17 protein-coding genes are annotated in these 25,043 nt (G+C 38.2%); 11 read left to right on the top strand and 6 right to left on the bottom strand.

The window, feature by feature from the left end; genetic code table 11:
- Positions 1–73 precede the first annotated feature (73 nt).
- From LT090_RS10895 to LT090_RS10880, 4 genes are all read left to right on the top strand, one after another.
- Entirely contained in the window at positions 74–871 is a 798-nt protein-coding gene (locus LT090_RS10895) for a DUF2971 domain-containing protein (RefSeq protein ID WP_157726635.1), read from the top strand.
- A 23-nt stretch (positions 872–894) separates the two neighbouring features.
- A complete protein-coding gene (locus LT090_RS10890; RefSeq protein ID WP_068546667.1) occupies positions 895–1,194 on the top strand; it encodes a hypothetical protein in 300 nt (99 codons plus the stop codon).
- A 196-nt stretch (positions 1,195–1,390) separates the two neighbouring features.
- Positions 1,391–1,969 (top strand): hypothetical protein, encoded by a 579-nt coding sequence (locus tag LT090_RS10885; RefSeq protein WP_068546668.1) that lies wholly within the window; start codon positions 1,391–1,393, stop codon positions 1,967–1,969.
- A 445-nt stretch (positions 1,970–2,414) separates the two neighbouring features.
- On the top strand, positions 2,415–2,945 hold the full coding sequence (locus tag LT090_RS10880) for a hypothetical protein (RefSeq protein WP_068546669.1): 531 nt from the start codon (positions 2,415–2,417) through the stop codon (positions 2,943–2,945).
- A gap of 507 nt (positions 2,946–3,452) precedes the next feature.
- Here LT090_RS10880 and LT090_RS10875 read toward each other — a convergent pair.
- Complete coding sequence (locus LT090_RS10875; RefSeq protein ID WP_068546670.1) at positions 3,453–4,685, bottom strand: Arm DNA-binding domain-containing protein; 1,233 nt, start codon at positions 4,683–4,685, stop codon at positions 3,453–3,455.
- A gap of 606 nt (positions 4,686–5,291) precedes the next feature.
- On the opposite strand from LT090_RS10875, the gene LT090_RS10870 reads away from it, so the two are divergent.
- The gene (locus LT090_RS10870; RefSeq protein WP_068546671.1) at positions 5,292–7,466 is read left to right on the top strand and encodes a nuclease-related domain-containing protein; all 2,175 of its coding nucleotides are present in this window, start codon (positions 5,292–5,294) and stop codon (positions 7,464–7,466) included.
- Here the strand turns inward: LT090_RS10870 and LT090_RS10865 are convergent.
- From LT090_RS10865 to LT090_RS10850, 4 genes are read right to left on the bottom strand one after another with little or no spacing between them, the layout of a single operon-like run.
- Positions 7,463–8,848: a hypothetical protein gene (locus tag LT090_RS10865; RefSeq protein ID WP_068546672.1), complete on the bottom strand. Its 1,386-nt coding sequence runs from the start codon at positions 8,846–8,848 to the stop codon at positions 7,463–7,465. The two genes, LT090_RS10870 and LT090_RS10865, sit on opposite strands and share 4 nt — an antisense overlap.
- A complete protein-coding gene (locus LT090_RS10860; RefSeq protein WP_068546673.1) occupies positions 8,838–11,975 on the bottom strand; it encodes a site-specific integrase in 3,138 nt (1,045 codons plus the stop codon). Before LT090_RS10860 ends, LT090_RS10865 begins: the two co-directional genes overlap by 11 nt.
- A gap of 15 nt (positions 11,976–11,990) precedes the next feature.
- Entirely contained in the window at positions 11,991–13,556 is a 1,566-nt protein-coding gene (locus tag LT090_RS10855; RefSeq protein WP_068546674.1) for a hypothetical protein, read from the bottom strand.
- Positions 13,553–14,068 (bottom strand): hypothetical protein, encoded by a 516-nt coding sequence (locus LT090_RS10850; protein WP_068546675.1) that lies wholly within the window; start codon positions 14,066–14,068, stop codon positions 13,553–13,555. The genes LT090_RS10855 and LT090_RS10850 overlap by 4 nt, the downstream gene beginning before the upstream one ends.
- A gap of 224 nt (positions 14,069–14,292) precedes the next feature.
- On the opposite strand from LT090_RS10850, the gene LT090_RS10845 reads away from it, so the two are divergent.
- The 6 genes from LT090_RS10845 (at position 14,293) to LT090_RS10820 (ending at position 23,205) form a co-directional block, all read left to right on the top strand.
- Complete coding sequence (locus LT090_RS10845; RefSeq protein ID WP_068546676.1) at positions 14,293–15,501, top strand: GIY-YIG nuclease family protein; 1,209 nt, start codon at positions 14,293–14,295, stop codon at positions 15,499–15,501.
- Positions 15,502–15,655: 154 nt separating this feature from the next.
- Complete coding sequence (locus tag LT090_RS10840) at positions 15,656–17,044, top strand: AAA family ATPase (protein WP_068546677.1); 1,389 nt, start codon at positions 15,656–15,658, stop codon at positions 17,042–17,044.
- Positions 17,028–17,753, top strand: a complete 726-nt coding sequence (locus LT090_RS10835; protein ID WP_068546678.1) for a retron system putative HNH endonuclease — start codon at positions 17,028–17,030, stop codon at positions 17,751–17,753. Before LT090_RS10840 ends, LT090_RS10835 begins: the two co-directional genes overlap by 17 nt.
- A gap of 450 nt (positions 17,754–18,203) precedes the next feature.
- Complete coding sequence (tviB, locus tag LT090_RS10830) at positions 18,204–19,478, top strand: Vi polysaccharide biosynthesis UDP-N-acetylglucosamine C-6 dehydrogenase TviB (protein WP_068546679.1); 1,275 nt, start codon at positions 18,204–18,206, stop codon at positions 19,476–19,478.
- A 376-nt stretch (positions 19,479–19,854) separates the two neighbouring features.
- On the top strand, positions 19,855–20,880 hold the full coding sequence (locus LT090_RS10825) for an NAD-dependent epimerase/dehydratase family protein (protein WP_068546680.1): 1,026 nt from the start codon (positions 19,855–19,857) through the stop codon (positions 20,878–20,880).
- Positions 20,881–21,315: 435 nt separating this feature from the next.
- Positions 21,316–23,205 carry a polysaccharide biosynthesis protein gene (locus LT090_RS10820; RefSeq protein ID WP_226996469.1) on the top strand — a complete coding sequence of 630 codons (1,890 nt, stop codon included), beginning with the start codon at positions 21,316–21,318 and terminating at the stop codon, positions 23,203–23,205.
- 547 nt (positions 23,206–23,752) lie between these two features.
- Here the strand turns inward: LT090_RS10820 and LT090_RS10815 are convergent.
- Positions 23,753–24,310, bottom strand: a complete 558-nt coding sequence (locus LT090_RS10815) for a porin family protein (RefSeq protein ID WP_068546682.1) — start codon at positions 24,308–24,310, stop codon at positions 23,753–23,755.
- Positions 24,311–25,043 lie beyond the last annotated feature (733 nt).

Genomic DNA, 25,043 nt, shown 5'->3' with positions numbered 1-25,043 from the left:
TCGGAGCTTTTTAGTTTATAAGAGTAGTAAAATGACTAGATGTTACAAATTTAGGTCGGTCAATGATAATAATTTGTCTTCATTAAAGGAACAATTTCTATGGTTTTCTGATATTGAAAAAATGAATGATCCATTCGAGGGGATGTATGTTTTTGAAAATGATTTAACCGAAAATCAAATTAAAAAGTTGACCCCTTTTTTTCATCAAGATCCCGCACAGAAAGTTGGGAATGAAAAATTTAAGAATATGCTCTTAGAGTTAGGGCTTGAAGATGGTAAGTTCAATTTTGAAGAATTAGTTAACGCAGTTCTCGAGCATGATTTAAAAAAACTTATTCGGGTTGTACATAATTCTAAAGTTCTTTGTTTAACTTTATCAAATGAAGATGAAGATCCACTGTTAGAAAACTTAATGTGGTCACATTATGCTGACGGATTAAGAGGTTATTGCTTAGTGTTTGATACTGAGGAATTAATTACGGACTTAAATTCAAAGAGCCCACATTCGATAAAACCAATAAATATAAAATATCAAAACAAACCTAATAAATTGTCTTTGAGTAAGTTTTTAGATACTGGGATTTTAATGGGAAGTGAAAATTATGAGTATGTAGATGAAGTATCGGAAACTATTGCTACTAAATCGACTTCTTGGTCCTACGAAAAAGAAATACGTTTTTTGTCTTTGGATTCCAATGAAAAGGTTCAATATAGCAAAGACACACTTAAAGAAGTGGTTATTGGTTGTAAAATGCCTTTAAATGAACAGCAGAATATTATTAGCATTTGTAAAAATGTTAACCCAAAGGTTTTAATAAAAAAGGCTCAATTAAAAGATAGTTCTTATGAACTAGAAGTTGTTGATTATTAATTATATAAAATTTAGAAGAAAATATGAGTGAAAAAAAATCCAAGTCTGAAGGTAACCTTATAGAAGGTAAGAAGCGTTATAATGATTTATATGTAGAAACTATATATGACGGAAAGGACCTAATCCAAGTACAAGAAATTTTCCATTATGATGAAAATGGCGAAAGAATAAACATTAAAGCCTTAACTGATTTATGTATTGGCATAGACACATGTGCAGACCATGGTCATAAAGGGACAGAAACTTTAAAGCTCTTAATTGAATCTAATTTAAAGGCATACGAAATTACTTTCGATACATTAACTGTTGATGAATGGGAGTGACATGTAGAGTTAAACTTTACTATTTACCAATAAACAATTAATTTTTCATCTATAATTAACCTGTCTAAAGGTTTGTGTACTTTCGTATACTAATAAAACGTCAAAGCTCGTCTTCCAAACGAGCTTTTTTGTGTTTAATTTGTCGCCCTAAAATTCTATAAGAAGATGATGACTCCTAACAAACTTTGGAGTCATTATGAAAAAAGATACTCAACAGTCACCATCTAAATTAACCCTTGAACTTGTTATGTCTGCGCAATTAGGAAATCGTGAAGCCATTGATGTTTTGGTACGTGAATGTCATCTAAGTATTATGAAAGTGGTTAATCAGTCATTTCGCCAAAATCGAAACTCAGTTAGCTGCGAACTTGCCGACTTTGAGCAAGAAGCCAAACTTCATTTCATTCAAGCTATAGCAAGTTACAATGTAAATCGTTTTACCCCTGGTGGCTTTGTTAACTATTGCCTTCAAAAAGTAACATGGCGATTAAAAGACTTCGCGCGTCTTGAACGTAAACATTTACCTTACGAAGTACTTGAAGACTTTAATGATGTATTAGAGTCGGATGAACTTGATGTGCCATGCTTTGTGATTAAAAAAGTGCAGGGCGTTCTTGCGTTGAAATCAAAACGCGACCGCACTATTTGGTATGAAAAATTTACCAATGGCTATATTGACCATCAATGCCTAAATAAGAAATACGGAATAAAGCGTAACCATTGCCTAAAAATAATCAGAGGCATTAATGATGAAATCATAAAGCAATGCGCTTGATTCTTTAAACGCCTAGTAAATACCGGATGAATTTTTGATCCGATACTTACTAGGCGTTTACTTTTTTGTTATTTGTATCTTTACTTCTTATCTTCTGCTTCCGTCATCTGTATATCATTTCGTTTCTTATCTGACTGCTACTGTTTTTTAACGCTGATTTTTTGACACGCGTGACACCAAAAATTTAGGTCAACCTTAATATATGTGTTCTAGCAAAGTGTTTGTGGCAAACAATTTGCGTATTTTTTAGATTTATTTGTTATAACGGATTAGTTTTTATTACTTTTCTGATTTTCTTTGCTGTTTTAACTGTTTGCTAATCGTTAGTGCATTCTTATTTTGATCTTGGCTTATTTGAAAATTGGGCTGAATTTGTGACGCAAATTTGTCGCCCAAAAAATCTATTAGATGATGAACATGTCAAATAACTATAGGAGCCATTGACATGATTAATCATAATCACATTAACGAAGACGCAGTAAAACACATCCAAAGCACAACTTGGACTTTAAGCACACTCGATGCTCACAAAGGCGACATGACAATGTTCGTTGAAGTTGACGGCAATAAAGATGCCTTTTTATTTAAAGTCTCTAAGTTGTCGATGATGCTGGGCTTTAAACTGAAATTAGGGATAGAGCTTTCAGACTATCAAAAATTACAGTTTTTATGGATCTGCGATGCGTTAGTACTTAATAATGAGTTACGCTATCAAATTTGGATGCATGTGCTTTTTGATAAACAGCCTTGTACGTTAACAATAGATGAACGACCTGTGCTAAACACTAAAGCGTATAATAAATCTTTTGTACGTATAAAAGATGAAAACCACTTATTCTATATCAGCGATTGCTGCTACATAAATGGTGTGGTTAAGGCCGTTGAAATCCAATCGACCATTGGCGATGTGGTTGGCGTTCGTTGGTTCTATATGAAGGATATTGAAGGTCAAATCATTGATGTAGACATGCATTAATTGTTTAACTGCTAACACATATCACAATCAAGGCTCTCCAGTAATGGCGAGCCTTTGTCATTATATGGACTGGTACTGCGTAACACTATTTGTGATCCATTAAATTTAAGACGAATTTACCCAATATGTGTATATATGCGGACGAAATGGGAAAAAGTGGGAAAAAAAGTGAAATTAATTTTTTGGGTGAGGTTCATAAAGGAGTATATCCAAAGTGACTTGGGGTTTATGGTTTAGGATAGTGTAGAGAGGGCTGATAAAATTAAGGCACAAAAAAACCGACTGGTGGTCGGTTTTAGTTGTTTGCGAAAACGCACATATCTTAAGCACTATCTACTTTATACCTCTAAGTTTGTGTTTTCAAGTTTACTAGGGTTTTAATCTAGCTTGCGCAGCTCTTTTAAAAATTGAATTCGGCTATAAATCAAGAGTAAACGATAAACGGCCACAACGCTTTAGGTTGTGGCCGCACAGTTTGAATGTAAAGGTTAAGGTATCGATTGATGTCTAGCCTTTATGTCTTTTCTTTGGCGGTGCAAATGGGATCACATCGTTTGCTGCTCGTCGATGAATAGCAGGTTGGTTCATCATTTTATCAAAGGCGCTGCCATCGTACTGACTGATGTTGTGTACAAATGGTGCGTACACATCATATAGCATGCGAGTACCTGAATGGCCAAGTAGGCGTGACACATAAAGCGGATTTTCATGTGCTGCTAAATGCAATACGGCGGCGGTATGACGTGTTTGGTATGGTTTGCGCTTTTCAAGGCCAGCCTTTTTTAATGTTGGGTACCAAATACTGCGCGCGACAAAATGCGTGGTCAGTGGTTTGCCGGACTTCTTGGTGAAGATAAAGCCCTGACGTTGCTTTTCTTTGTCGGGCATATTGGCAACGGCGCTTTTCAAAGCATGATACACCGTTGGCGTCATATGAATATCACGGCGAGATTTCGGTGTTTTGACGTCGGTAAGCTCTGTCACAAAATTACGGCGCACCATAATGCGACGATGCTCAAAATCAACACAGTCCAATTTTAAGCCATGCACTTCACAGCTGCGCATGCCAGTGTGAAAACGCAAGGTGTAATAATCGCGCCACTTGGTGTCGACGGTGTCTAAAAACAAATTTACCTCACGTTGGTTTAACGGCGCCGGATCGCTTGGCTCTTCTCTGAGTGCTTTTAATCGTTCAAACGGGTAAGGAATGTCTAACTCAGCCGCGGCCATGTGCATGACTGAAATGACAGGCACCATAATGGCATTGATGCGTTTATTCGATAGCTTTCTTGAACCATCTTTTTTGGTTAACTCACAAAGGTGTGTGCGAAAACGCTGAGCATGGGCAAGGGTAATTTCATCGACTTTATAGTCTTTGAAAAATGGTAGGACATATAAGTCTAACGTGCCATTTAAACAACGCGTATAGGTATCACGCCATTGGTGCTCATTGCGCTCAACATACTCTTTCATAAACTCATCAAAAAATACGTTGGCCGAGCCTTGCAGTTTCTCGCGCTTTAATTGTTGGAATAGGCTGTTTTTCTTGCTGCTTGGAAAGTATTTTCGGTACTCAAACGTGCCAAGGGCGACTTCGGCGTTAATTTGTTTGAGCATCTTTTTCGCTTTCACCACATTAGCTGGCGTGTTTGGCAAGCCGGTGGTTTCGCGAAAGCGGTGACCGTAAATGTGAATATCCATTTGGATACAGCCGCGTTTTGGGTAGCGTAAATGTGCCATAAGCGTTCCTCTATTGTGGTATTAAAAAACAACGTCCTTATTTCATAATACGAATAGTGGCGAAAAAATACGCATTTGGGATGTGAGTTAACGTGGAGGCTTCATACTTTGAACAGTATCAAGCGTGTAGGTTAATCCTATGTTTGAAAGAGTGTTGAGCGGTAATCGCTGTTTAATTAATAGTGCATTTTAATTAACCTACAACATTTTCTTTGGCCCATAAGATACATATATGCGTACTTTTTTTTAAATATGTGCAAATGAATTAAATTTTAAAAAATTTTTTTTATTTGTCTAAGCTCGCCATGAAAACCCTAATTACCGATAGCTAATGCATTGTCATACAGTGGTATGTGGCAGCGCTCATATCACAAATGCCTGCAACATCGATCGACGATACAGTCTGTTTTATTTTTGCTTGCGAATGCTATGTTCTCTTTTGTTTGGTAGGCAGCAATTAAAAGAATGTAATGGCATATCAATTTAAATAAAGTATGGTAGGATTTATTTAAATTGAGATTGTTCGGTTAACGTACTTTCGGTCTTCAAAGGCTGATTCACAGAACGATTGTAGGAGCACACACTGAGACATGGATTCGTTTAGATATGGATATTAACGCAGATTTATCTAAAGCCATTGCAACGCCACAAGCATATTACCAATCCGTATTTAGCGCTCGTGCTAATAACGACTCTATTTGCCAAGCAGCACTCTACACCATCGAACAGTTTCTAGACGGTAAGTATCTAGGTAAAGCGTCGAAGCAAGAGAAAACTGAAGACTTTTGGCAAAGCCCATTCTTATTTGATGTGTCAGATGAGGTGCTCAAGCATCCGTCATTTACCATCGCATTATCTCAGTATTTTTATGTTGGATTGCCAATCGATAACCCGATAATTTTAGATATTGCCAACCGATCAGCTCACACCTTGATAAACGCCATTCGTTATAGTGAAATCGTGACAGATAAACAATTTACTACGATACCATTATGCGAAAAATTGAATACACCAAGTGATGAAATAACATCGTTTTTAAACGTGTTTACCGCGATAAACAACGAATTCCAAGTGGCTGACGAAAGAGCCAAACAAGCACAACATCAAATTGCGAACCTGTCGTGTGTTGAGCTTTTGATGTATTGCGCACGCTATATTTTTGAGACGATATTACCTACAGTGGACTCTAAGCCACATGAGTTGGTCCACTACTGGCACGTGATTAATGAACTACTAAAACATAACCTTATCGACAATCAACAACAACGCTTGCAAATGACGGAGCGTGACGTTGCTTTATGCGCTAAAAAAGTGTTTATGAGTGATTTGATAGCACAGCCAAATGCGGATTGTCTTAACGACTACCAAGCTGTGAGCCAAGCTATGATCGCGCAATCGGTATTGGTTAATTTTACGCAATCGATTGTTGAAGAGTTTTGTTATAACGACGACGCAGAGTTTTATGTTGACGATGGTCGGGCATATCGAAAAGAAGGCTCGGGTAGGCAACGCGATATTTGTCTCGAGAAAAAGCAATCCATGCTCAATACTTATTGGCAATTAAAAGCGTTAGATGTTTTTGAGCAATCTAAATATGCCGGAAAGCTTATTGGAACTCCTGAGAATCATGAAGAAAATCAGATTGCAGTTTTGATGACGATGGTAAGTGAACTTCAGTTATCATCACTATATGGTATTGAGACGATTAAAACCGACAATAACATTCACGTAAACGTATTTGATGCACTGCTCGCGATGAATTTAACCAGTGCGTTTTATCAAAAAGAATTTATTGAGCGATATAAGTCAAATCTAACAGCCTGTAGCTCTGTTCAGGAAGCTCTATCAAGCTTTATGCTAGAAGGATTATTGTCGTTAGGTGAGAATCGTTTTCCTGTTACATTTTCAAAAAAGAAAGATAAAATTAACCGGTTCATGGATTGGACGGTTAATGATAAATACTCAAATGGTAATAGGGCAGTTGCCAAAGCGGTGGTGGATTTTTGGCAGCACAACCTTGCTCAAACAGCCAATACACTTAACGAAAATAATGGTGCGTTAATGCCGTTATTTAATGAGCGGCCATTGCTGAATGTCGGTAGTATGATTATACAAATGCCATGGGTTGGTGCTTTTCAAAATAACACTACAGCAGCTGTAAACAACCTTCGACGCATCGGTGCAAGAAGGGCTGATGTTAAATCGGAAACCTCTCGGATCGAAGAAAACCTTTCTAGGGCATTTCGGGCGAAAGGCGTCACGGTACTTGTTGGTTATCACCCGCCTAAAGTTGACGACACTGACCCTGGGGAAATAGATTTAATTTGTGCGCTAGGTGATAGTGTTCTGGTTATCGAAGTGAAGTCTTCGTTTATAAGAAACTCTCGAAAAGAGCAATGGCTGCACAAAGTAAATGGATTACGAAAAGCAGATTCTCAAATAAGTAGAAAGGTTGCTGCAGTGCAGGATTTGATACAATCTAATGTTGAATTTTGTAAACAATTAAAGCTGCCTGATATTAATTCGATTGCAGTTGGAAATGTGACAGGGCTAATTGTCGGTACGTCTTTAAGCGCTGAGCGTCATTCCAATAGCGGGCATTTAATTACATCTCTTGAAGAGACACTGATAGCTTTGTGGGATGACCCACAATATGTTGTCAAAGAAGCCTCGTTAACAGGTGAAAAGCTAGCCAGAGAATCGATGAAGAGCTTATTCCCAAATGGTTTTACAATATCTGACTTAATGTGTGCTATTCAAAGCGATCGAATTTTTAATTAGTGCTCTGAATCGATACCATCTTCACCATCGCTATTTTCACCTTCAACTTGAGCAACCCAATCTTCTTGGAAATTCGACTTGTCTGCAAAAATGGTATTCAATAGTGCCCCATCATTTTCGTTGATAGGTGCATTATTTGCTACATCGTCTGGAAATCCATTGAGTAAATTGCAAGGGATTGGCGCTGAGTAGTGTGGTTTACCATCAATGGAGCCAAATACTTGAAGATGATCTTGATTATTTATTGTGAATATTCTTAATTTAACGTGCTGGTCATCATATTCTTTTAACAGTGATTTTTTCATCAGCGGGCTTTGAAATTCGACAATAAAATGCTCCGGAGTAAGTGCCTGGTAAACTGGGCATTGGTTTAAATGGGTATTTCCTTTGATGTTAGAGTTAACAAAAAGTCGCTCGTCACCATCATAATCTAAAAGGACATGAGGGTAAGCGCCGGTAACTTTCGGCTTTATTGATACCGAAACAACACGGTTGAATATCCAATCAGGCATTATTAGTGCATGTTTGGTTTCACCTATATCGATGTTTTCATCAAGAAGCTGTTGAGCGATTTCTGGTGTTTCGAAAATTGCTTGAAAATCATCACCATCTATTTGCGTGGCATTTCTCTGTTGAACAAGGGTAACGTTATCGGATTCAGACTTTTCGATTTTATAGGCGAATTCTTTGAATGATGCATAAGGCAAAGCCATATCAAGGTCTTGCTCAATGCGAGTTTCAAAATTTATAGTTGTCACTTGAGCGTTATGAAAAAGCAACGCAACGGCAATACCTTTTTCGGTTTTTAATCGTATGGCCTTTGTGGATTTTGGGATGATATTACAGACCGACGACAATAAGTCGGTCAAATGGGTTTTATTAACTTGGCAAGCATTATTGTATTGACTAGCTGCTCTTATTTCTTCTGGCTTCTCACCCAATTCAACAAACATGCCAGTGCTCGCATGACTGTTCGGATCAGAATGTACGGCTGTTAATGTATTGCATGCGATAGCATATGAAATTGGTGCATTTTCGTCGTTATTGCGCATGGCGCTATCAATCAAATCGCAAAAGCTTTCAGCACGATAATTATAAAAATTATTCAAGGTGTTTAGGGCGTTGTTAACTTGTTCGTCAGTTGCATTTTCTGCAATATAAAGCTCAGAATCAATGTTAAATTTTGAATGAAATCTATTCTTTTTATTGCGACACCAAAGAAGCATTTCAGTTTCTTTGTATTGGCAAGTCACTTTTGATTCTATGTTGTGTTTGTGATTTGACTTAGAACAAAAGTGATATATATCGTTTGCCACATCCTTTTCTAGAAAAATTCGAATGAATGCTGGTGCATCCATTTCTAAAATTCGGTTAATTTGCATGAGTTTTCTCCAGTACTAGGTTTAAAAAATATTTAGGTGCGTTAAATTGCAAAGTCGCCTTTAATGGCTTTTGCGAATTTCTATCGCTGCTTAGGTTATATATGTGTCTAAATTTGGATGCTGTGGTAATTTTTTTTGCTTGAGATAAAAATAATTCCATTGGCAGTATTAAAACCTCGTCATCTGATGTCTTTACAGGTGCAATGGAAATGGTTGTTTTGAGATACTTAAAAAGTGGTTCGTTAAGCAATCGACAAAGCTGAACAAATACCCTATCGTTTGTTGGTAACACAAAAACGAAAGGTTTTTTCGCTTGGTATTTGTTTTGCCAGCGATTTAATAGATTTCGGTTAACAACCGATAATGCGGGGCAGCCGGTAGCGAGAGATGGGTAGTTTTTACGTAAGTTTGATAGCATTGCCCAATGGTTATTGTTTTGTATTTGCGACGCGTTATTAAATTGAACGTTTAGTAATTGACTCCAAAAGCTGCCATTAGAAGACACCCGTTTTTTGAAAGATTCCTCTACGCTCATCTCATCAAGTTTTAAATCACTATTGCTTTGTTTAGTTGGGCTTAGGGCTTTTCCTTGGTTTACGAGTGTTTTACTGCCAGATGGCTTTTTAGCAGCATCAAAAGGATCGGCGTTTAACGCAGTTAACCCACCGACTTGTTTGTTTTCGCTTGGTTTTATTTCGACGAATTCTTCACAAAACGATTTGGAATTTATCATTAACGGCAACAACGCTGAACGGTAGATCAGCAGGTCATTTTTCTCCAAAGGATATTGGCTTGCTAATTCTGTAGGTAATGATTCTTGCGTATAAAGTAGCTTAAGTGTGTTGTGCTGTGTTTCGTTGCTGAACTCTTTTTTCGGCGCTAACAAAGATAAACGTTCAATGGCTCTGGCGAGCCTTCTGTCTTTTTTAGGAAGCTGCAGTAGTTGCCTAAAATGTGTTTTTGAAATGGTGATATATGGCGACGCAAAAGCATCACATACCCATTCATGACCGTGCAGGTAACTTAGCCGAGTTGTTGCAAACGACGAGTGCCCCAGCATATTTTTGATCTCGTCAAAGAGCACACCGCAGTTTAAATGCTCAATGTTTCGGTTTTCACACCAATACCAGAAACGCTTTTCACAATACGCTTTTGTAAAAAGCCACGCATCTCGTTTTAATATTGCTGGTAAAGGTGTCGCAGGTGTAAAAAGGCGAATTCCCTGCATCGTTAATACCCAAGCACCGCCATGTCTCAAGTGGTGGAACCGAGCAGATTGACCACAAATTGCCTTGATGGCAAGGCTGATTGGCTTGAAATAGCGTTGCTCTCGTTGCGATTGCGTTTCTTGGCCATAACCAATGAGTGGCTCATCGATAGGGGCATGCTTTTTCAGCTCAAGGATCATGTTTAGTCGTTCTGAGTCCTTTTCTGGTAGTGCTAAATAAACGTAACGGGTTTTACGTCTTTTCGTTTTTCCTTCTTTGGTGTTGGTTATTTTCAGACGATAGACATCGCCCGTTGGCGATAATCGTTCACAATCTTGAATTCTCAGGCGTCTCACTTCACCCCGGCGCAAAGCGCCATGAAAAGCAAGTGCCAAGGCAAGACGGGTAAATTCTATTGACAGTGGGTCATCATGGCTTTGTGCTTCGATGGCACGATCTATGATCAAAACTTCGGATGGCGTGATGGTATTGGCATCGGTCTTCGGTTTTGTCCAGACAGGCAATAATTCACTCAAATCCAAATTTTCGATAATTGATTGGTAACGAATGCGTTGCAGAAACTTTAAAACCGTTTTACGCTGGCTGGTGTTTTTGGCATCGTTATAAAGGTTTAACGCCCAACGCTCCAATTCGCTTTCATCGAAGCATTTATACAAAGCCAGAGGGTGTGACTTTAATAACCCTTTAATTGCGGTGTAATTTTCAATGGATGATTTTTCGATTGGTTTTGTCGGGTTTGAACCACCAAATTCAATGAAATCTTTTACACAATAATAATGCAATGCAGGCACAATATTGTCTTCATCGTATTCAATGTTCTGCTGTTCATGGAACAATAATGCGGCCTCTCGGTTCTTACCATCGTATCGTTTTAGCAACTCTACCGTAGGCGGTACTCGAGTTTTAGTTGAAGAGCTTTTGGCCTCTGTTTCAGCGGAAGCTTTATCAGGTTTTGTTTTACTTTGCTCAGCTTTGAACGTTCTAAATAAATCCAATCCATTTAAGTAATCCTGTTTTGGGCGCAAATGGTTTGAATTTACTAATTGATGGTAGCGCTCTGGCGGGATTGCCCATTGGTTTTCGGGGTAGTATAAATCTGCTGCGGCCCAGGTATTTGTTTGCCACTGCCAATGGCACTTTAAAATCAAGGGTAAGTTTGTTTTGCTTATTTTAGCGCTAGGCAAAAGCTGTTTCACATAGGCAAGTAATTCTGTTCTTAGCTTGTCTTCAGATATCGGCGTAAAATCGTGATAAGTGCTCAGCAATAAATACGTAGTTGGCCTTAATGCGATGCGTGAATACTGGGTTGAAATGCTGTCTTTGTCGATGACAAACTCAGCAGTAGGGGCGCTAAAATGGTTTAACTCAGTAACCGAGTGATCATCAATTGCTTTTTTGCTACTTAGCACTTGCGCTAAGTGGGCGAGTGACAAAGGCATGGTTTCTAATAAAAACGTTAAGGCGATAGCGCCGATTGGTATTTCTGCACCATTATCTAGAAGCGAAGTTAGATGGCGCTGGTGTGCGGCATGAAGCTTTTCGGTTACTTTGTTAAACGATGATACTCGTTCAAATGCTTTATTATATTTGTCTTCGACTTTTTGTTGCTCGATTGGTGGTAAAGACCAATCAAAATGATAAACGTGAACAAATAAAATGGCGTCTCGAGCAATACCATATTGCATCTTCTCATTACCAGAGAAAGAATTAGCATAACTGTTTATTCTCGATATATACTTTTGCGAAAAGTAGCGTTCTCGGTCGCTATAGAGCTCAGGTGTTTGCGATAACAAGTCTTTAATTTTTCCGGCATTCACTTTGATATCACAGTGAGTTTCGTAGATATTTGCTATCTGGGTGCTTACCTGTTTTATGTTGGGTTGTTTGGAGTAAAACATCGCTTAAATCCCTTTCTATTTCGCTTCAGTAAATAAACAAGCAGGACTTAATTGGTCTGCTAATTCATTTAGATATTTTTGTTGTTTTCGATTAGTGGCATTAAGCGTTAACTTCAACCCATCTTGCTCGCCATAATTGCCATGGCCCATGTGGTGGTTTAAATGAGTCGATGAGCAATGAGTAAGCGTAACCATCAGTGAGCTGAACGCTTTTCTAAAATGCTTAGGGGCTAGTTTCGGGTTAATGCCTGAAACAAACTTTTTAATGTTTGATGCGCAAATAGGCGTGACTTCGCCGGAGCTTTCGATTGTGCAAAATATAGCGTTTTGATTTCGAAGCTCAGGGAATATCGAACTGATATGTTTGAAGTGTTCTTCATATTCTGCAAATTGCTCAGCTAAAAAGTTACACAAAATGATCAGTCGAGCTTTGCCTTTATCTTTGATGCAAAAGCCGTGTTTATTAACAAACGTTTGATCTGGGCCGATGGCGTGAGAGGGCCTTATACCTGTAAGAATAAGTGTGTAGCAGGCCAGCGAAAACGTTAAGGTATTATGCAGTTCACACAAGTTTTCAATGGTATTTGGAAGCTTTCGCAGGTGAATTACCTTCTCAAAAAGAGCATCCATGAATAACCCTATTTGACTTTCGTTTGGGACAAAATCAGCGCCGATGGTTCGAGGGGCTATCGTGCCAGCTTTTTTGACATATTTTCCTTGCACAAACTCGGGAATAACAGAAATACATTCTGCAAGCCTTGGCGGCATATCGTAGGTTGGATCGATGATCGCGATAGTCTTTGATAGTTGATTGTGTGAGTTCTCAGCAATATCAATTTGAAGCTTATCGATTAATTCCCACGAAACGAGCGCATTGCTGATACGCGTTAGGGCTCTATCAAAAGCATGGAATAAAATGTAACGCAGGCTATCCGTTTCGATATTGTTATAATAGCCAGACATGTGGTTAGGTAATTTGTCTTGGGCAATTTGCGCATTTTTCGCTAGCTTCAGAGCCAGCTCATCTTTGATTAGAAAGGTATGCAAGTAATTCGCAAATTGATGGAACGTTGCAATGGCATGCGCAAACATGCCTTTTTTAGTTTTTTTGTACTTTTCAAAATTAGACACGAGCTCATTACACGCGTTTTTAAACAAGGACGACTCATATTCTTTTTCTTTGATCACGGCCCACAAAAAGTGGTTAAGTTTATGCGGAACGACGAGCCAGACGTGGCAAGCAATATCTCTTACGTTGCTGGTATGGGAATATTCAACCCAGCCACTGTGGTGATCGCCAACCGTCCGGATATACCAGGTATTTTGATGATCTTTATCGAGTAGGTTGGCATCAGAGGTCCTTATTATGGTCGGCACTTTTTCTTTACCTTCGACCCAGCTAAAATTATTTTTGAGCCAACACAACATAAGCACGACAATTTGATCGCGAACATTACGTTGATTTTTATTTTTAATGTTTAAGCAAAGTAGGGCGAATCTAAGCGCTATACTTATTTCATTTTGAAATGGGGTGCCTTCAGTTAAACTGCGATTATATTCGCCAACATGGTGGTTACTCATCGTTTACTCTCCACTTTTTTTAATGATTTTCGAGGGTGCACGTTCGAGCGATCACAATCCATCAGATCAGCGATAAACGAATCCGTTAGCGCGAATGTTTGGTATTTTTTCATTAGCGCTATGCGCGCAGAAATCGAACGCTTTAAGTGCTTCGTCTCACGGATTTTTAATGAAGGTAATGTGTGCAGTAAGAAGTTGCATAGCTCAGTCCACTCGTGTTCATTTTCGATCTCAATGACATTGATATGGACTGAGTAAGTGTGTGGTTCAGGTAAACTCAATAAGTCATTGAGTAATTTATTTGGGATCAGCAATTGATATGGCGTTTCTTTTTCGCCAGTAAAAATCACATTCACGACTACTTGCGCATACGACAGCTCCTGTTCAATGTCGCTCAGCGCTGGCAAAGTACGTTGTTTTTGATACACATCATTTTTAATCGCGTCAGCGATATCTCTTGGAATATGATGAATGATTTTTTTTGCATCAGTTGTTTTTGGAACGATTTTCATAGTCACCTCAAATTAGTTGTTAGTTTTATGCTCTTTATTTATATGTGTGCAGTTTTTTTAGCTTTTGTGCGCTTTTTGGTGAAATTAATTTAAAATAAAAAGGTTTTTTCTGAGGGGTTGTTGTAAGTTTCTGTTTTGTAAGGTTTATATTTACTTGTGGATGCGAAAATAATTTAAAGATAGGATAGGTGAAATACAAATAAGTACACTAAAAAGGCGTTTTTATGGGCTTGATAATAAAGATTAATGAACAAATATCGATTGAAGAGAATTACCCTTTATTTAATCTGAATGCCTTAGATATGTTATCCGATAGAAATTCATCTGAGTTACATATGCCATATTTGGGGTTTAAGAAAGAGCGGATCAAGATAAAAAAAAGATGGTTTAATATTTTATCGCCTAGTGAAGTTGTAAGGCAATCGAGCGACATAGATGGGTACTATCGAGTTATTTATATTCAAGTCAACTGGTCAACGGGTGAGTACTATATTGGCAAATCAAATCGGCCAACATGGAAACAGTTAAATCGTTATCAAGGCTCAGGGTTAAGATTTCGCCATAAATATAAAAAGCATAAACATGACTTTGTTCGTTATTTTATAGCGGCGTGCAATACGGCGTTAGAAACAGAGCGACTTGAAGCATCTATAGTAGATCACGAGTTACTGATGGATGAAAAGTGCCTTAATCTTATCGCAGGCGGTGGAGGTATCAATAATAAACGTTCCTCAAAAGCTGAATCGAGTGTTAAAAAACGTGAATATATGCTTAAACACCCAGAGCAATTCAAGCCAATGTTAGAAGCATCTATAAAAGCATTTCAGTCAGGCGACACGGCGGAATTGAGAGCGCGCAATAAAAAAATTAAAGAAACGATGAATGATGATTTTTATCGAGACATGTCGAGAGATCGAATCGCTAACTGGAAAAACAATAATCCGGAAGATTATACTAAGTCGCGATTAAAAAACTTGGAAGCAATAAAGTCTCCAGAAGTTCAGAATAAGCGAAAGGCCAGCTTGGATAAATGGCGAAGCGAAAATCCAGAAGAGCATGTCGCATGGCAACAAAAGCTTATCGAATCTAGAATGAGCCCTGAAGTAAAAGCTAAACGAAAAGCTTCCCTTAAAGCATGGAACAAAAATAATCCTGAACAAGCAAAGCAAAACGCGCAAAAGCGTGCAAAGGCTGCTGCGGCGAAAACGAGCAAAGCCGTAAGTATGTTGGATTTAGAAACGGGTGAAGTGTTAAAGACTTTCGCTAGTCAGCATGCTGCAGCGAGATGGTTGGTGGAGCAGGGGCTCGCAAAGAATACAAATTGTGTGTCATCGATTGGGGCTGTTTGTTTAAGAAAGCCTTGTTCTACGGGTTATGGTTATCGGAAAAAAGCTTATGGTTTTGGTTGGAGCTTTTATTTCAATGAGGAGTAACTCATAATTAAATGTTATTCAAGGATAAGTTTTTACAGTATTACTTATCGATTATTCGACAACCGTAAATTTTACAAGAACTAAAATCGATTCTTAATTGTGATAATTGCATAGAAATAGTAAAGTAAAACAAATCATTATAAAGTTTATCAATATGAAAATAAGTCATTTAGCATTTAAAAATTATCGAGGGTTTAAATCGTTTGAGTGCGATTTAGAGCCTGACTTGAATGTACTAGTTGGTCAAAATGGTCATGGTAAATCTACTGTGCTTGATGCCTTGGCAGTTTCATTAGGACAATTTGTAGGTGGCTTTGGGCCAGGAAAAGATAAGGGTATTGAAACGAAAGATATCCATTTAGCAAAATTATCAGGTGGTTTTTCTGATGGTTTTAGTGATGCATTTCAGAAATATGCAATGGAGCATCAATTTCCGGTTGAAATATCGGCATCATCCTTCGAGTCTGAATATTTACCTTGCACAGATTGGACTCGTAGAAGAAATACACTGAAGGGCAAAACAACTCAAGTTAGAGAGCTTAAAAATTTAGCTGCAACTCTTCAAAAACAAGTTCAAGATAACGAACCAGTTATATTGCCTTTAGTCAGTTATTATGGAACAGGCCGATTGTGGAATGTTTTAAAACTGTCAAGCAAGGCTACGAAAACGTTAAAAGAGGGGAGTCGACTAGACGGTTACCTAAACTGTTTGAATCCATCAAGTACTTACAACGCATTTAGTAATTGGTTACGACAGGAAACTATTAGCGATTATGAACATAGAATGAAATTAATTGAGCATTTAGGTTTTGAGGATGCTTATGTAAAAGGTGAAACGATCCATGGCCGCTTGATAAAAGCTGTTCAAAGAGCGATTGATACTGTTCTTGAACCTTCAGGTTGGGGACATATACGTTATAGTGCTAATCAGCATCAGATTGTTGCAACGCATATAGACGATGGTGATGTCCCTGTATCATCATTGAGTGATGGGGTACGAAATATGATCGGTATGATAGCAGATATCGCGTACCGAGCAGTTAGGTTGAATCCGCATCTAATTGATAAAGCAGTGACTGGCACTCCTGGTATAGTCCTTATCGATGAAGTTGATATGCATTTACATGCAAGATGGCAACAGACGGTGTTATTAAACTTAAAAGAGGCGTTTCCTAATATACAATTCATAGTAACAACGCATAGTCCGCAAGTGTTATCGACTGTAAAGCGTGGGAACATTCGGATTTTGGAGAATGAGCTAGGTGTCGGAACTGCGGTGAAGCCTTTAGGTACAACATTCGCTGAGTCGAGTGCGGATATTTTAGAACGCGTATTGAGCGTGAAAAGAAGGCCACAGTTAACACAAGTGACATTGTTTGAAGATTATATGAAACTTGTGAATCAAGGACTTTCAGGATCTACTGATGCTAAAAATCTCAGAAATCAATTAGAAAACCTTTTAGGGAAACAGCATAATGATCTGTTAATGGCTGACAGAGCAATTCGTAGAAAGGAATTCTTAGCAAATGCGAAAAATCAGTAAACTGCCTACCTTTCCTCTAAATGATTTAAATCGAGCAAATCAACCTGTTCCACCTCAAAATAGTCATGAAGCAAGTTCGCGATGGGGACGATTTAACTCAGATAATGTCTATAAAAGACTCGCAATGGAACAGTATGGATTATGTGCTTATACGGAATTGAATATTCAAGATTTTAGAGTTGAACACCAAAGTATTAAAGGTGGTCACATTGAACATATGAAGCCTAAAAGCGCGTATCCATTGCAAACCTTTGATTATCAAAACTTAGTTTTAAACGCACTGGATTCTGAGGATCTAACTCAATTTGCGAGTAATCAGAGTTTTGGCGGACAATATAAACAGAGCAATTTCGATCAAGTTAAATTCTTAAATCCAGTTTCGAATAATGTTCGAGATTACTTTGAATACCTGGAAACGAGTGGTGAAATCATACCCAAATCAACTCTGTCAGATACCGATTCAATGAAAGCACGGTATATGATCGACTTGTTAAACCTAAACGCGCCATACCTTATGAATAAGCGAGCACAATGGTGTGCAGAAATTAATAGCGTTATTGATGAAATGGTAGTGAATCAAGACTATATAGCTTTTGCGAATTTCAAGATGTTTGAAACAGAAAAATTTCCCAGATTTGATGAAGTTTTAAGAATAAATTATGATCAAGTGAGTTCTTTTTATTCACTCACTGAGCAACTATTTAAATAACTATCAAAGTAAAATTGGCTGCACTTTACAACACACTGACAGTCACTTTTTGCGATAAACTCAAATAAAATGTCACGAATAATTCGTTTAATTAGTGGCATATTTTGATTGGTTTTTTAAAGGTTTAGCAAGGGGTTTGTTGCATGTTGCAACATGGTGGCAGACAATATGGCATCAAAGGCTGGAAAAAATGTGACTAGCAACTGTCTATCGAACTTTCTTGAATGCTAGGTAAATAAAGGGCTGTGACGTTTTAACTAGCAGTTGAGCGTATTGGGACCGTTTGTTGCCCTAAGTTTAAGCTCGCTTCAATATGTCAAAATTAGAATATAAACTAGGACAATGCATGTGGATTACTCATATTAATTTTTGCTAATTAGCCAAACCTATTCCCCTTTTTAATAACACTGGCTATACTGAATTAATCTAATAAAAACAATACGTAAAAACATGGACTTTAAAACAAAAAAAATAGCAGTAATTGGATTAGGGTATGTTGGTTTACCGCTGGCAGTAGAATTTTCTTATAAGTATTCAACCATTGGCTTTGATATTAAACAAGAGCGTATCGATGAGTTAAGCTCTGGTGTTGATAATACCTTGGAAGTATCGTCTGTGCAGTTATCAAAAGCCACGCAACTTTCGTTTACCTCTAATGTTGAAGATTTGGCCTCATGTAACTTTTATATTGTTACCGTGCCAACGCCTATCGATGTTCATAAACAGCCCGACTTAACACCGCTTATTAGTGCCAGTAAAATGCTCGGTAAGGTCATCAGTAAAGGCGATATCATTGTTTTTGAGTCCACTGTTTATCCAGGCGCGACTGAAGATGATTGTGTTCCAGTGCTTGAACAAGTGTCGGGCTTAAAGTTTAACCAAGATTTTTACGCCGGTTATTCACCAGAGCGAATTAATCCTGGTGATAAAGAACACTCCATTACCAAAATCTTAAAAGTTACCTCAGGTTCAACGCCAGAAATTGCTGATGAAATTGATGCGGTGTATGCGAGCATAATTACTGCTGGTACTCATAAAGCCTCATGTATACGGGTGGCAGAAGCGGCAAAAGTCATTGAAAACACCCAGCGAGATGTCAACATTGCTTTAATAAATGAGCTTGCCATTATTTTTAATAAGCTCGATATAGACACTTTAGAAGTATTGGAAGCTGCAGGCACAAAATGGAACTTTTTACCATTTCGTCCGGGCTTAGTTGGCGGTCATTGTATTGGTGTTGACCCGTATTATTTAACGCAAAAAGCCGAAGATATTGGTTACCACCCTAAAATGATATTAGCCGGTCGTCATATCAACGATGATATGGGAGAGTACGTCGTTAGCCAGTTAGTTAAAAAGATGATGCAACAAAACATTCATGTTGAGCATGCGAACATCTTAGTGATGGGCCTTACGTTTAAAGAGAATTGTCCAGATCTGCGAAATACCAAAGTCGTTGATATTGTCAATGAGCTAAAAGACTACAATATGAACGTAGATGTGGTTGACCCATGGTGTGATAAAGACGCGTCAAAAGCACTTTATGATATTGAATTAGTTGATGAGCCTAAAACCGACCATTATGACGCAATAATATTAACCGTTGCCCATAATCAGTTTAAAGAGCTTGGTATTGATGCGATTAGAAAATGGGCGAAAGCAGATCATTTTGTTTATGATTTAAAATACATTCTTGATAAAGATGATGTTGATTTGAGGCTTTAGTTGCTGGTTAGGTTTGGTGCTTCTTTATCGATTTGCTGAACTTGTTTCAGTATCTGCTTTTTATGAATGAGACCCTGAAATAAATTCAGGGAGTCGAGTTGGAGTCAGGGAGTCGAGTTAGTGTTAGGGAGTCGGATTGGTGTCAGGCATTCCGTTGGAGTCTGGGCGACTAGTTTAATCTTTCCTATTTGATTTACTGAACTTGTTTCAGTATCTGTTTATTATGAATGAGACCCTGAAATAAATTCAGGGAGTCGAGTTGGAGTCAGGGAGTCGAGTTGGAGTCAGGGAGTCGAGTTGGTGTCAGAGAGTCGAGTTGGTGTCAGGACGTTGATAAAGGAATGTCGAAGTAATGATTATAGGTAGTAATATTTAAATGAGTTTAAGTAAATTTGAATTAGTGAAACAACAACTTGTTGATTCACCTAAGACATGGTTAGTAACAGGTGTAGCAGGTTTTATTGGTTCTAATTTATTAGAGAATCTCCTTAGCTTAGGACAAAACGTTGTTGGTTTAGATAACTTTGCAACAGGATATCAAAAAAACTTAGATGAAGTTAAAGGCGCTGTCGGTGATAAACACTGGCAGCGTTTTCGTTTTATAAAAGGGGATATTCGAAACCTTGATGATTGTAAAGCAGCAGTAAGTGGTGTTGATTACGTATTGCATCAAGCTGCGTTAGGCTCAGTGCCGCGCTCAATCGAAGATCCAATTACCACTAATGCGGCCAACATTACCGGCTTTTTAAATATGCTAGTGGCTGCGCGTGATGAAGGCGTAAAAAGTTTTACTTATGCCGCATCAAGCTCTACTTATGGCGATCATCCAGCACTTCCTAAAGTTGAAGAGAATATTGGTAAACCGCTTTCTCCTTATGCAGTAACGAAATACGTAAACGAGCTTTACGCTGATGTCTTTGCCAAGACCTATAACTTTAATTGTATTGGACTACGATACTTTAATGTGTTCGGTAAACGCCAAGACCCAAACGGCGCATACGCGGCGGTTATTCCTAAATGGACTGCGGCAATAATAAGTAATGACGATATCTACATTAATGGTGACGGCGAAACCTCCCGTGACTTTTGTTATATCGACAATACCGTGCAAATAAATATATTGGCAGCTGTGGCGAGTGATGAAGCAAAAAACGAAGTGTATAACGTCGCTGTAGGAGACAGAACCACATTAAATGAATTATTTAATGGCATTGGCAGTGCGCTTAAAAATAATGGCGTAGACTTTGATAAAGCGCCTATTTATCGAGATTTCAGAGCAGGGGATGTACGCCATTCACAGGCAGATATTTCAAAGGCTGAAAGTAAGTTAGGTTATGCGCCGTTATATACCGTTGGTGATGGGCTCGGGCTGGCGATGCCTTGGTATGTGAAGAATAGTTAGGGATTTGAATATAGAAGATTCCCACTTTCGTGGGAATGACGAGTTAAAAGGGAATGACGAAAATTAGTTTTCCTTTTATATAATCCGCTATAAAGTCAAGAAAGCTGATTCTTCATCGATTGGCTTTTTAATGTATTTGGTCAAAACTACCAAGAACACAGATATGTAAATACAAAATACAGAAAGAATTAGAAGTTAAGAGTAGGGTTTATTAGGTTTGGAGCAAAGCAATATGTATTGGGTTAATATATCTTCCTAATAGAGTCACCCTTTATAATTTTGTTTCTATAAACAAACTCTTTTGTTAATATGCCTTTACGAATTAAAGTACTAATTTTTATTATTCGAGAAATTAATTAAGATTTTTGGTTATTTGAAGGAATCACTTTTTCAATGTGAACCTTCATGTGATCTATACAAGGCAGTAGTATCCACGTGAATGGCATTTTTCAATTATCCCGTCCTCTCAAACGTTTAATTAGCGTTGTCTTTGATGTCACCTTTATTATTGTGTCGTTTTGGCTGGCAATGTTTTTGCGCCAAGATCATGAAGCAGATATTTTTAATGTGGGTTACTGGCATCTATTAGCGATTGTTATTTTTGTATCGATTATTGCCAATATTCAACTTGGTTTATATCGCGCTGTGATTCGTTATTTAAATTCTCGCGCTATTGCCGCTGTCGCGTTTTCTGTCTTTATCTCTTCTGCCTTTGTCGCTATAGGCTCACTGGTATCTGAAGTTAATATTCCTCGTTCTATTCCAATTATTTATGGAGCTTTCTTATTAATTTGTATTGGTACTCCACGATTTTTAGTGCGCAGCTGGGCCAACAGAAGCACTCAATCTAATCAGGTTCGGGTACTTATATACGGCGCAGGCTCTTCAGGTATTCAATTAGTAACAGCACTTAGAAACGGCAATGAATACGATCCGGTAGTTTTTGTTGACGATGATAAGTTGCTTAAAGGCTTGTCGATTAATGGCCTAAGAGTATATGACAATGCCAATCTGCAGCATGCAATTGAAAAGTATAAGGTAGACCGAATTTTACTCGCTATGCCATCGGCAACTAAAAGTGAACGTGCTCGGATATTAAATAAATTAGAGCAGACCAAATTAGAAGTATTGGCGATACCTGGTATGGCAGATTTAGTGTCTGGTAAAGCGAAAATTGATGACTTTGTTGAAGTATCAATTGAAGATTTACTTGGCCGTGACCAAGTACCGCCAAATATTGATTTAATGCACGCCGATATTAAAGGCAAAGTGGTTATGGTGACTGGCGCCGGTGGCTCTATCGGCTCTGAGTTATGTCGCCAGATTATTGAACAACAACCAAAATCTCTATTGTTGTTTGAAATGAGTGAGTTTGCCTTGTATTCAATTCATCGTGAACTGGAAGGTATAGTTCAAAATCAAGAATTAGATATTACCTTGTATCCATTTTTAGGCTCGGTTGAAAAACGTAATCGCATGACTCAATTGATGAGTAAGTTTCATGTGCAAACGGTTTATCATGCGGCGGCATATAAGCACGTGCCTCTTGTGGAACACAATGTCATTGAAGGTGTTCGTAATAATATCTTTGGTACCTTGCACTGCGCACAAGCGGCAATTGATGCAAAAGTAGAAACCTTTGTATTAATTTCTACCGATAAAGCGGTAAGACCTACTAATGTAATGGGCACAACAAAGCGTATGGCAGAGCTTTGTTTACAAGCCTTAGCGGAGAAAGAAGATCATAATACGCGTTTTTGTATGGTGCGCTTTGGTAACGTATTAGGCTCATCGGGTTCAGTTATACCTTTGTTTAAAGGGCAGATAGCTAAGGGCGGACCAATAACGCTAACTCATAAAGACATTACTCGTTACTTTATGACCATACCTGAAGCGTCACAATTGGTGATCCAAGCCGGCGCAATGGGCATGGGCGGTGATGTATTTGTATTAGATATGGGGAAACCGGTTAAGATTTTTGATTTGGCGTACAAGCTTATTCATTTATCGGGCTTACATTTAAAGCATGAAGGTAACCCAGAAGGCGATATCGAAATTGTTGAAACAGGATTGCGACCTGGTGAAAAGCTTTATGAAGAATTACTTATTGGTGATGATGTTGAACTAACGGGTAATGAACGTATTATGACCGCGTCTGAGGTGTTTCTGCCGTGGCAAGAATTGTCGATAATGATTGATGATTTAGATAAAGCATGTTCTGCGTTTGAGCACGAAACTATTCGCGATATATTATTAAATGCGCCAACTGCGTTTAATCCAAGTGATGATATTTGTGACTGGGTGTATTTGCAGGGGAAGGATTAGTTAGATTCTCGCATTCGCAGGAATGATAGTTCAAATGAAGCCTGGTAATGCCAGGCTTTTGTGTTTTTGTAGATATGTATATTAAGGAACCCATGCCGATTTGCTGAACTTACTCTTCGATTTGCTGAACTTGTTTCAGTATCTTTTTGAGTGCTAACTTGGTTTTATTCTTTCCTGAGACCCTGAAATAAATTCAGGGAGTCGAATGTGTTTTCAAGGAGTTGAGTATTGAGAGTCGACTATGGATTCAGCGAGGCGAATATGGCCGGGTCGATTTGCTGGCTAACCCCTTCGATTTACTGAACTTGGTTCAGTATCTTTTTGAGTTATATATGCTTTGTTCTTTCCTGAGACCCTGAAATAAATTCAGGGAGTCGAATGTGTTTTCAGGGAGTCAAATATGTGGAGTCGAATTTGTTTTCAGGGAGTCAAATATGCGGAGTCGAGTGTTTTCAGGGAGTCAAATATGCGGAGTCGAGTGTTTTCAGGGAGTTGAGTATTGAGAGTCGACTATGGATTCAGGGAGTCGACACCTTAAGAGGGAGTATTAAAAGCTCACTCTAAATCCAGCGTTTAATGTACCATAATTTAGATCGTTAAAGACATAACCTGTCCCGCCAAATACCCAGCGGGCGCGTTTATTAACTTTAAATTCAACACCCGCGCCAAATGATGGACCAGAATCAGAATCGGTAACTTTTCGATTGGCAAAGATAGAGGTAACTTCAATGTCACTGTATCCAGCTAAGCCGTATACATTCCATTTCTTGTTCAATTCAAAACTGTAAACAGCGTAAATACCCATTAATGAATCTAGTTCACGCTCAAAGTAAGTTAAATCATCCTCTTGTAATGAGCCGCCATAGCGAAGCTCAAAACTTAGCGAACTAGAATGGTTGTAACCTAGGCGTGCGACCATCGCAGATGGGCTAAGGTTTTCAAAAGATTCTTCATTATGAACAGCTAAACCAAATTCTGCGCCCATATAATATGCTTGATTAGGTTGAAATGTTCCATATTCATCATTAGCTAACGCCGTTGAACTAAAGCTTAATAAAGCCGCTATTGGCATTAATGCAGTAGCGAAAATTAATCGTGTTTTCATTGGATGGAAAATTCCTTTTTTGTTTTATTTTTAATAGTTTATGGTCAATATTTTAATGATAGCATTATTTTTAGTGATTGCTTATTGAAATTTTGAAGGCTAAGGAATTGTAGTTTTGACGTTAGTTGTTAGTTGTTAGTTGTTAGTTGTTAGTTTGGCCTCTCCCGTCGATTTGCTGAACTTGGTTCAGTATCTTATGAGTTCTACATTGTTTTTTTTTGTTCCTGAGACCCTGAAATAAATTCAGGGAGTCGAGTTTGGATCTTTTGAGTTCTGCATTGGTTTTGTTTTTTCCTGAGACCCTGAAATAAATTCAGGGAGTCGAGTGTAGTTATGGAGATTAGTGTGGTTAGGGAGTCTAACTAAGGCTTCACCCGTCGATTTGCTGAACTTGGTTCAGTATCTTATGAGTTCTACATTGTTTTTTTTTGTTCCTGAGACCCTGAAATAAATTCAGGGAGTCGAGTTTGGATCTTTTGAGTTCTACATTGTTTTTTTTGTTCCTGAGACCCTGAAATAAATTCAGGGAGTCGAGTTTGGATCTTATGAGTTCTACATTGGTTTTGTTCTTTCCTGAGACCCTGAAATAAATTCAGGGAGTCGAGTTTGGATCTTTTGAGTTCTGCATTGGTTTTGTTTTTTCCTGAGACCCTGAAATAAATTCAGGGAGTCGACAGTGTATCTTTTGAGTTTTATTGTGGTGAGTTGTGGCATTAAAAAGCCCACTGATATT

It is taken from the genome of Thalassotalea crassostreae (assembly GCF_001831495.1).
In the GTDB taxonomy this organism is placed as follows: Bacteria; Pseudomonadota; Gammaproteobacteria; order Enterobacterales; family Alteromonadaceae; genus Thalassotalea_A; species Thalassotalea_A crassostreae.
This window is presented reverse-complemented; position numbering and strand designations above follow the sequence as displayed.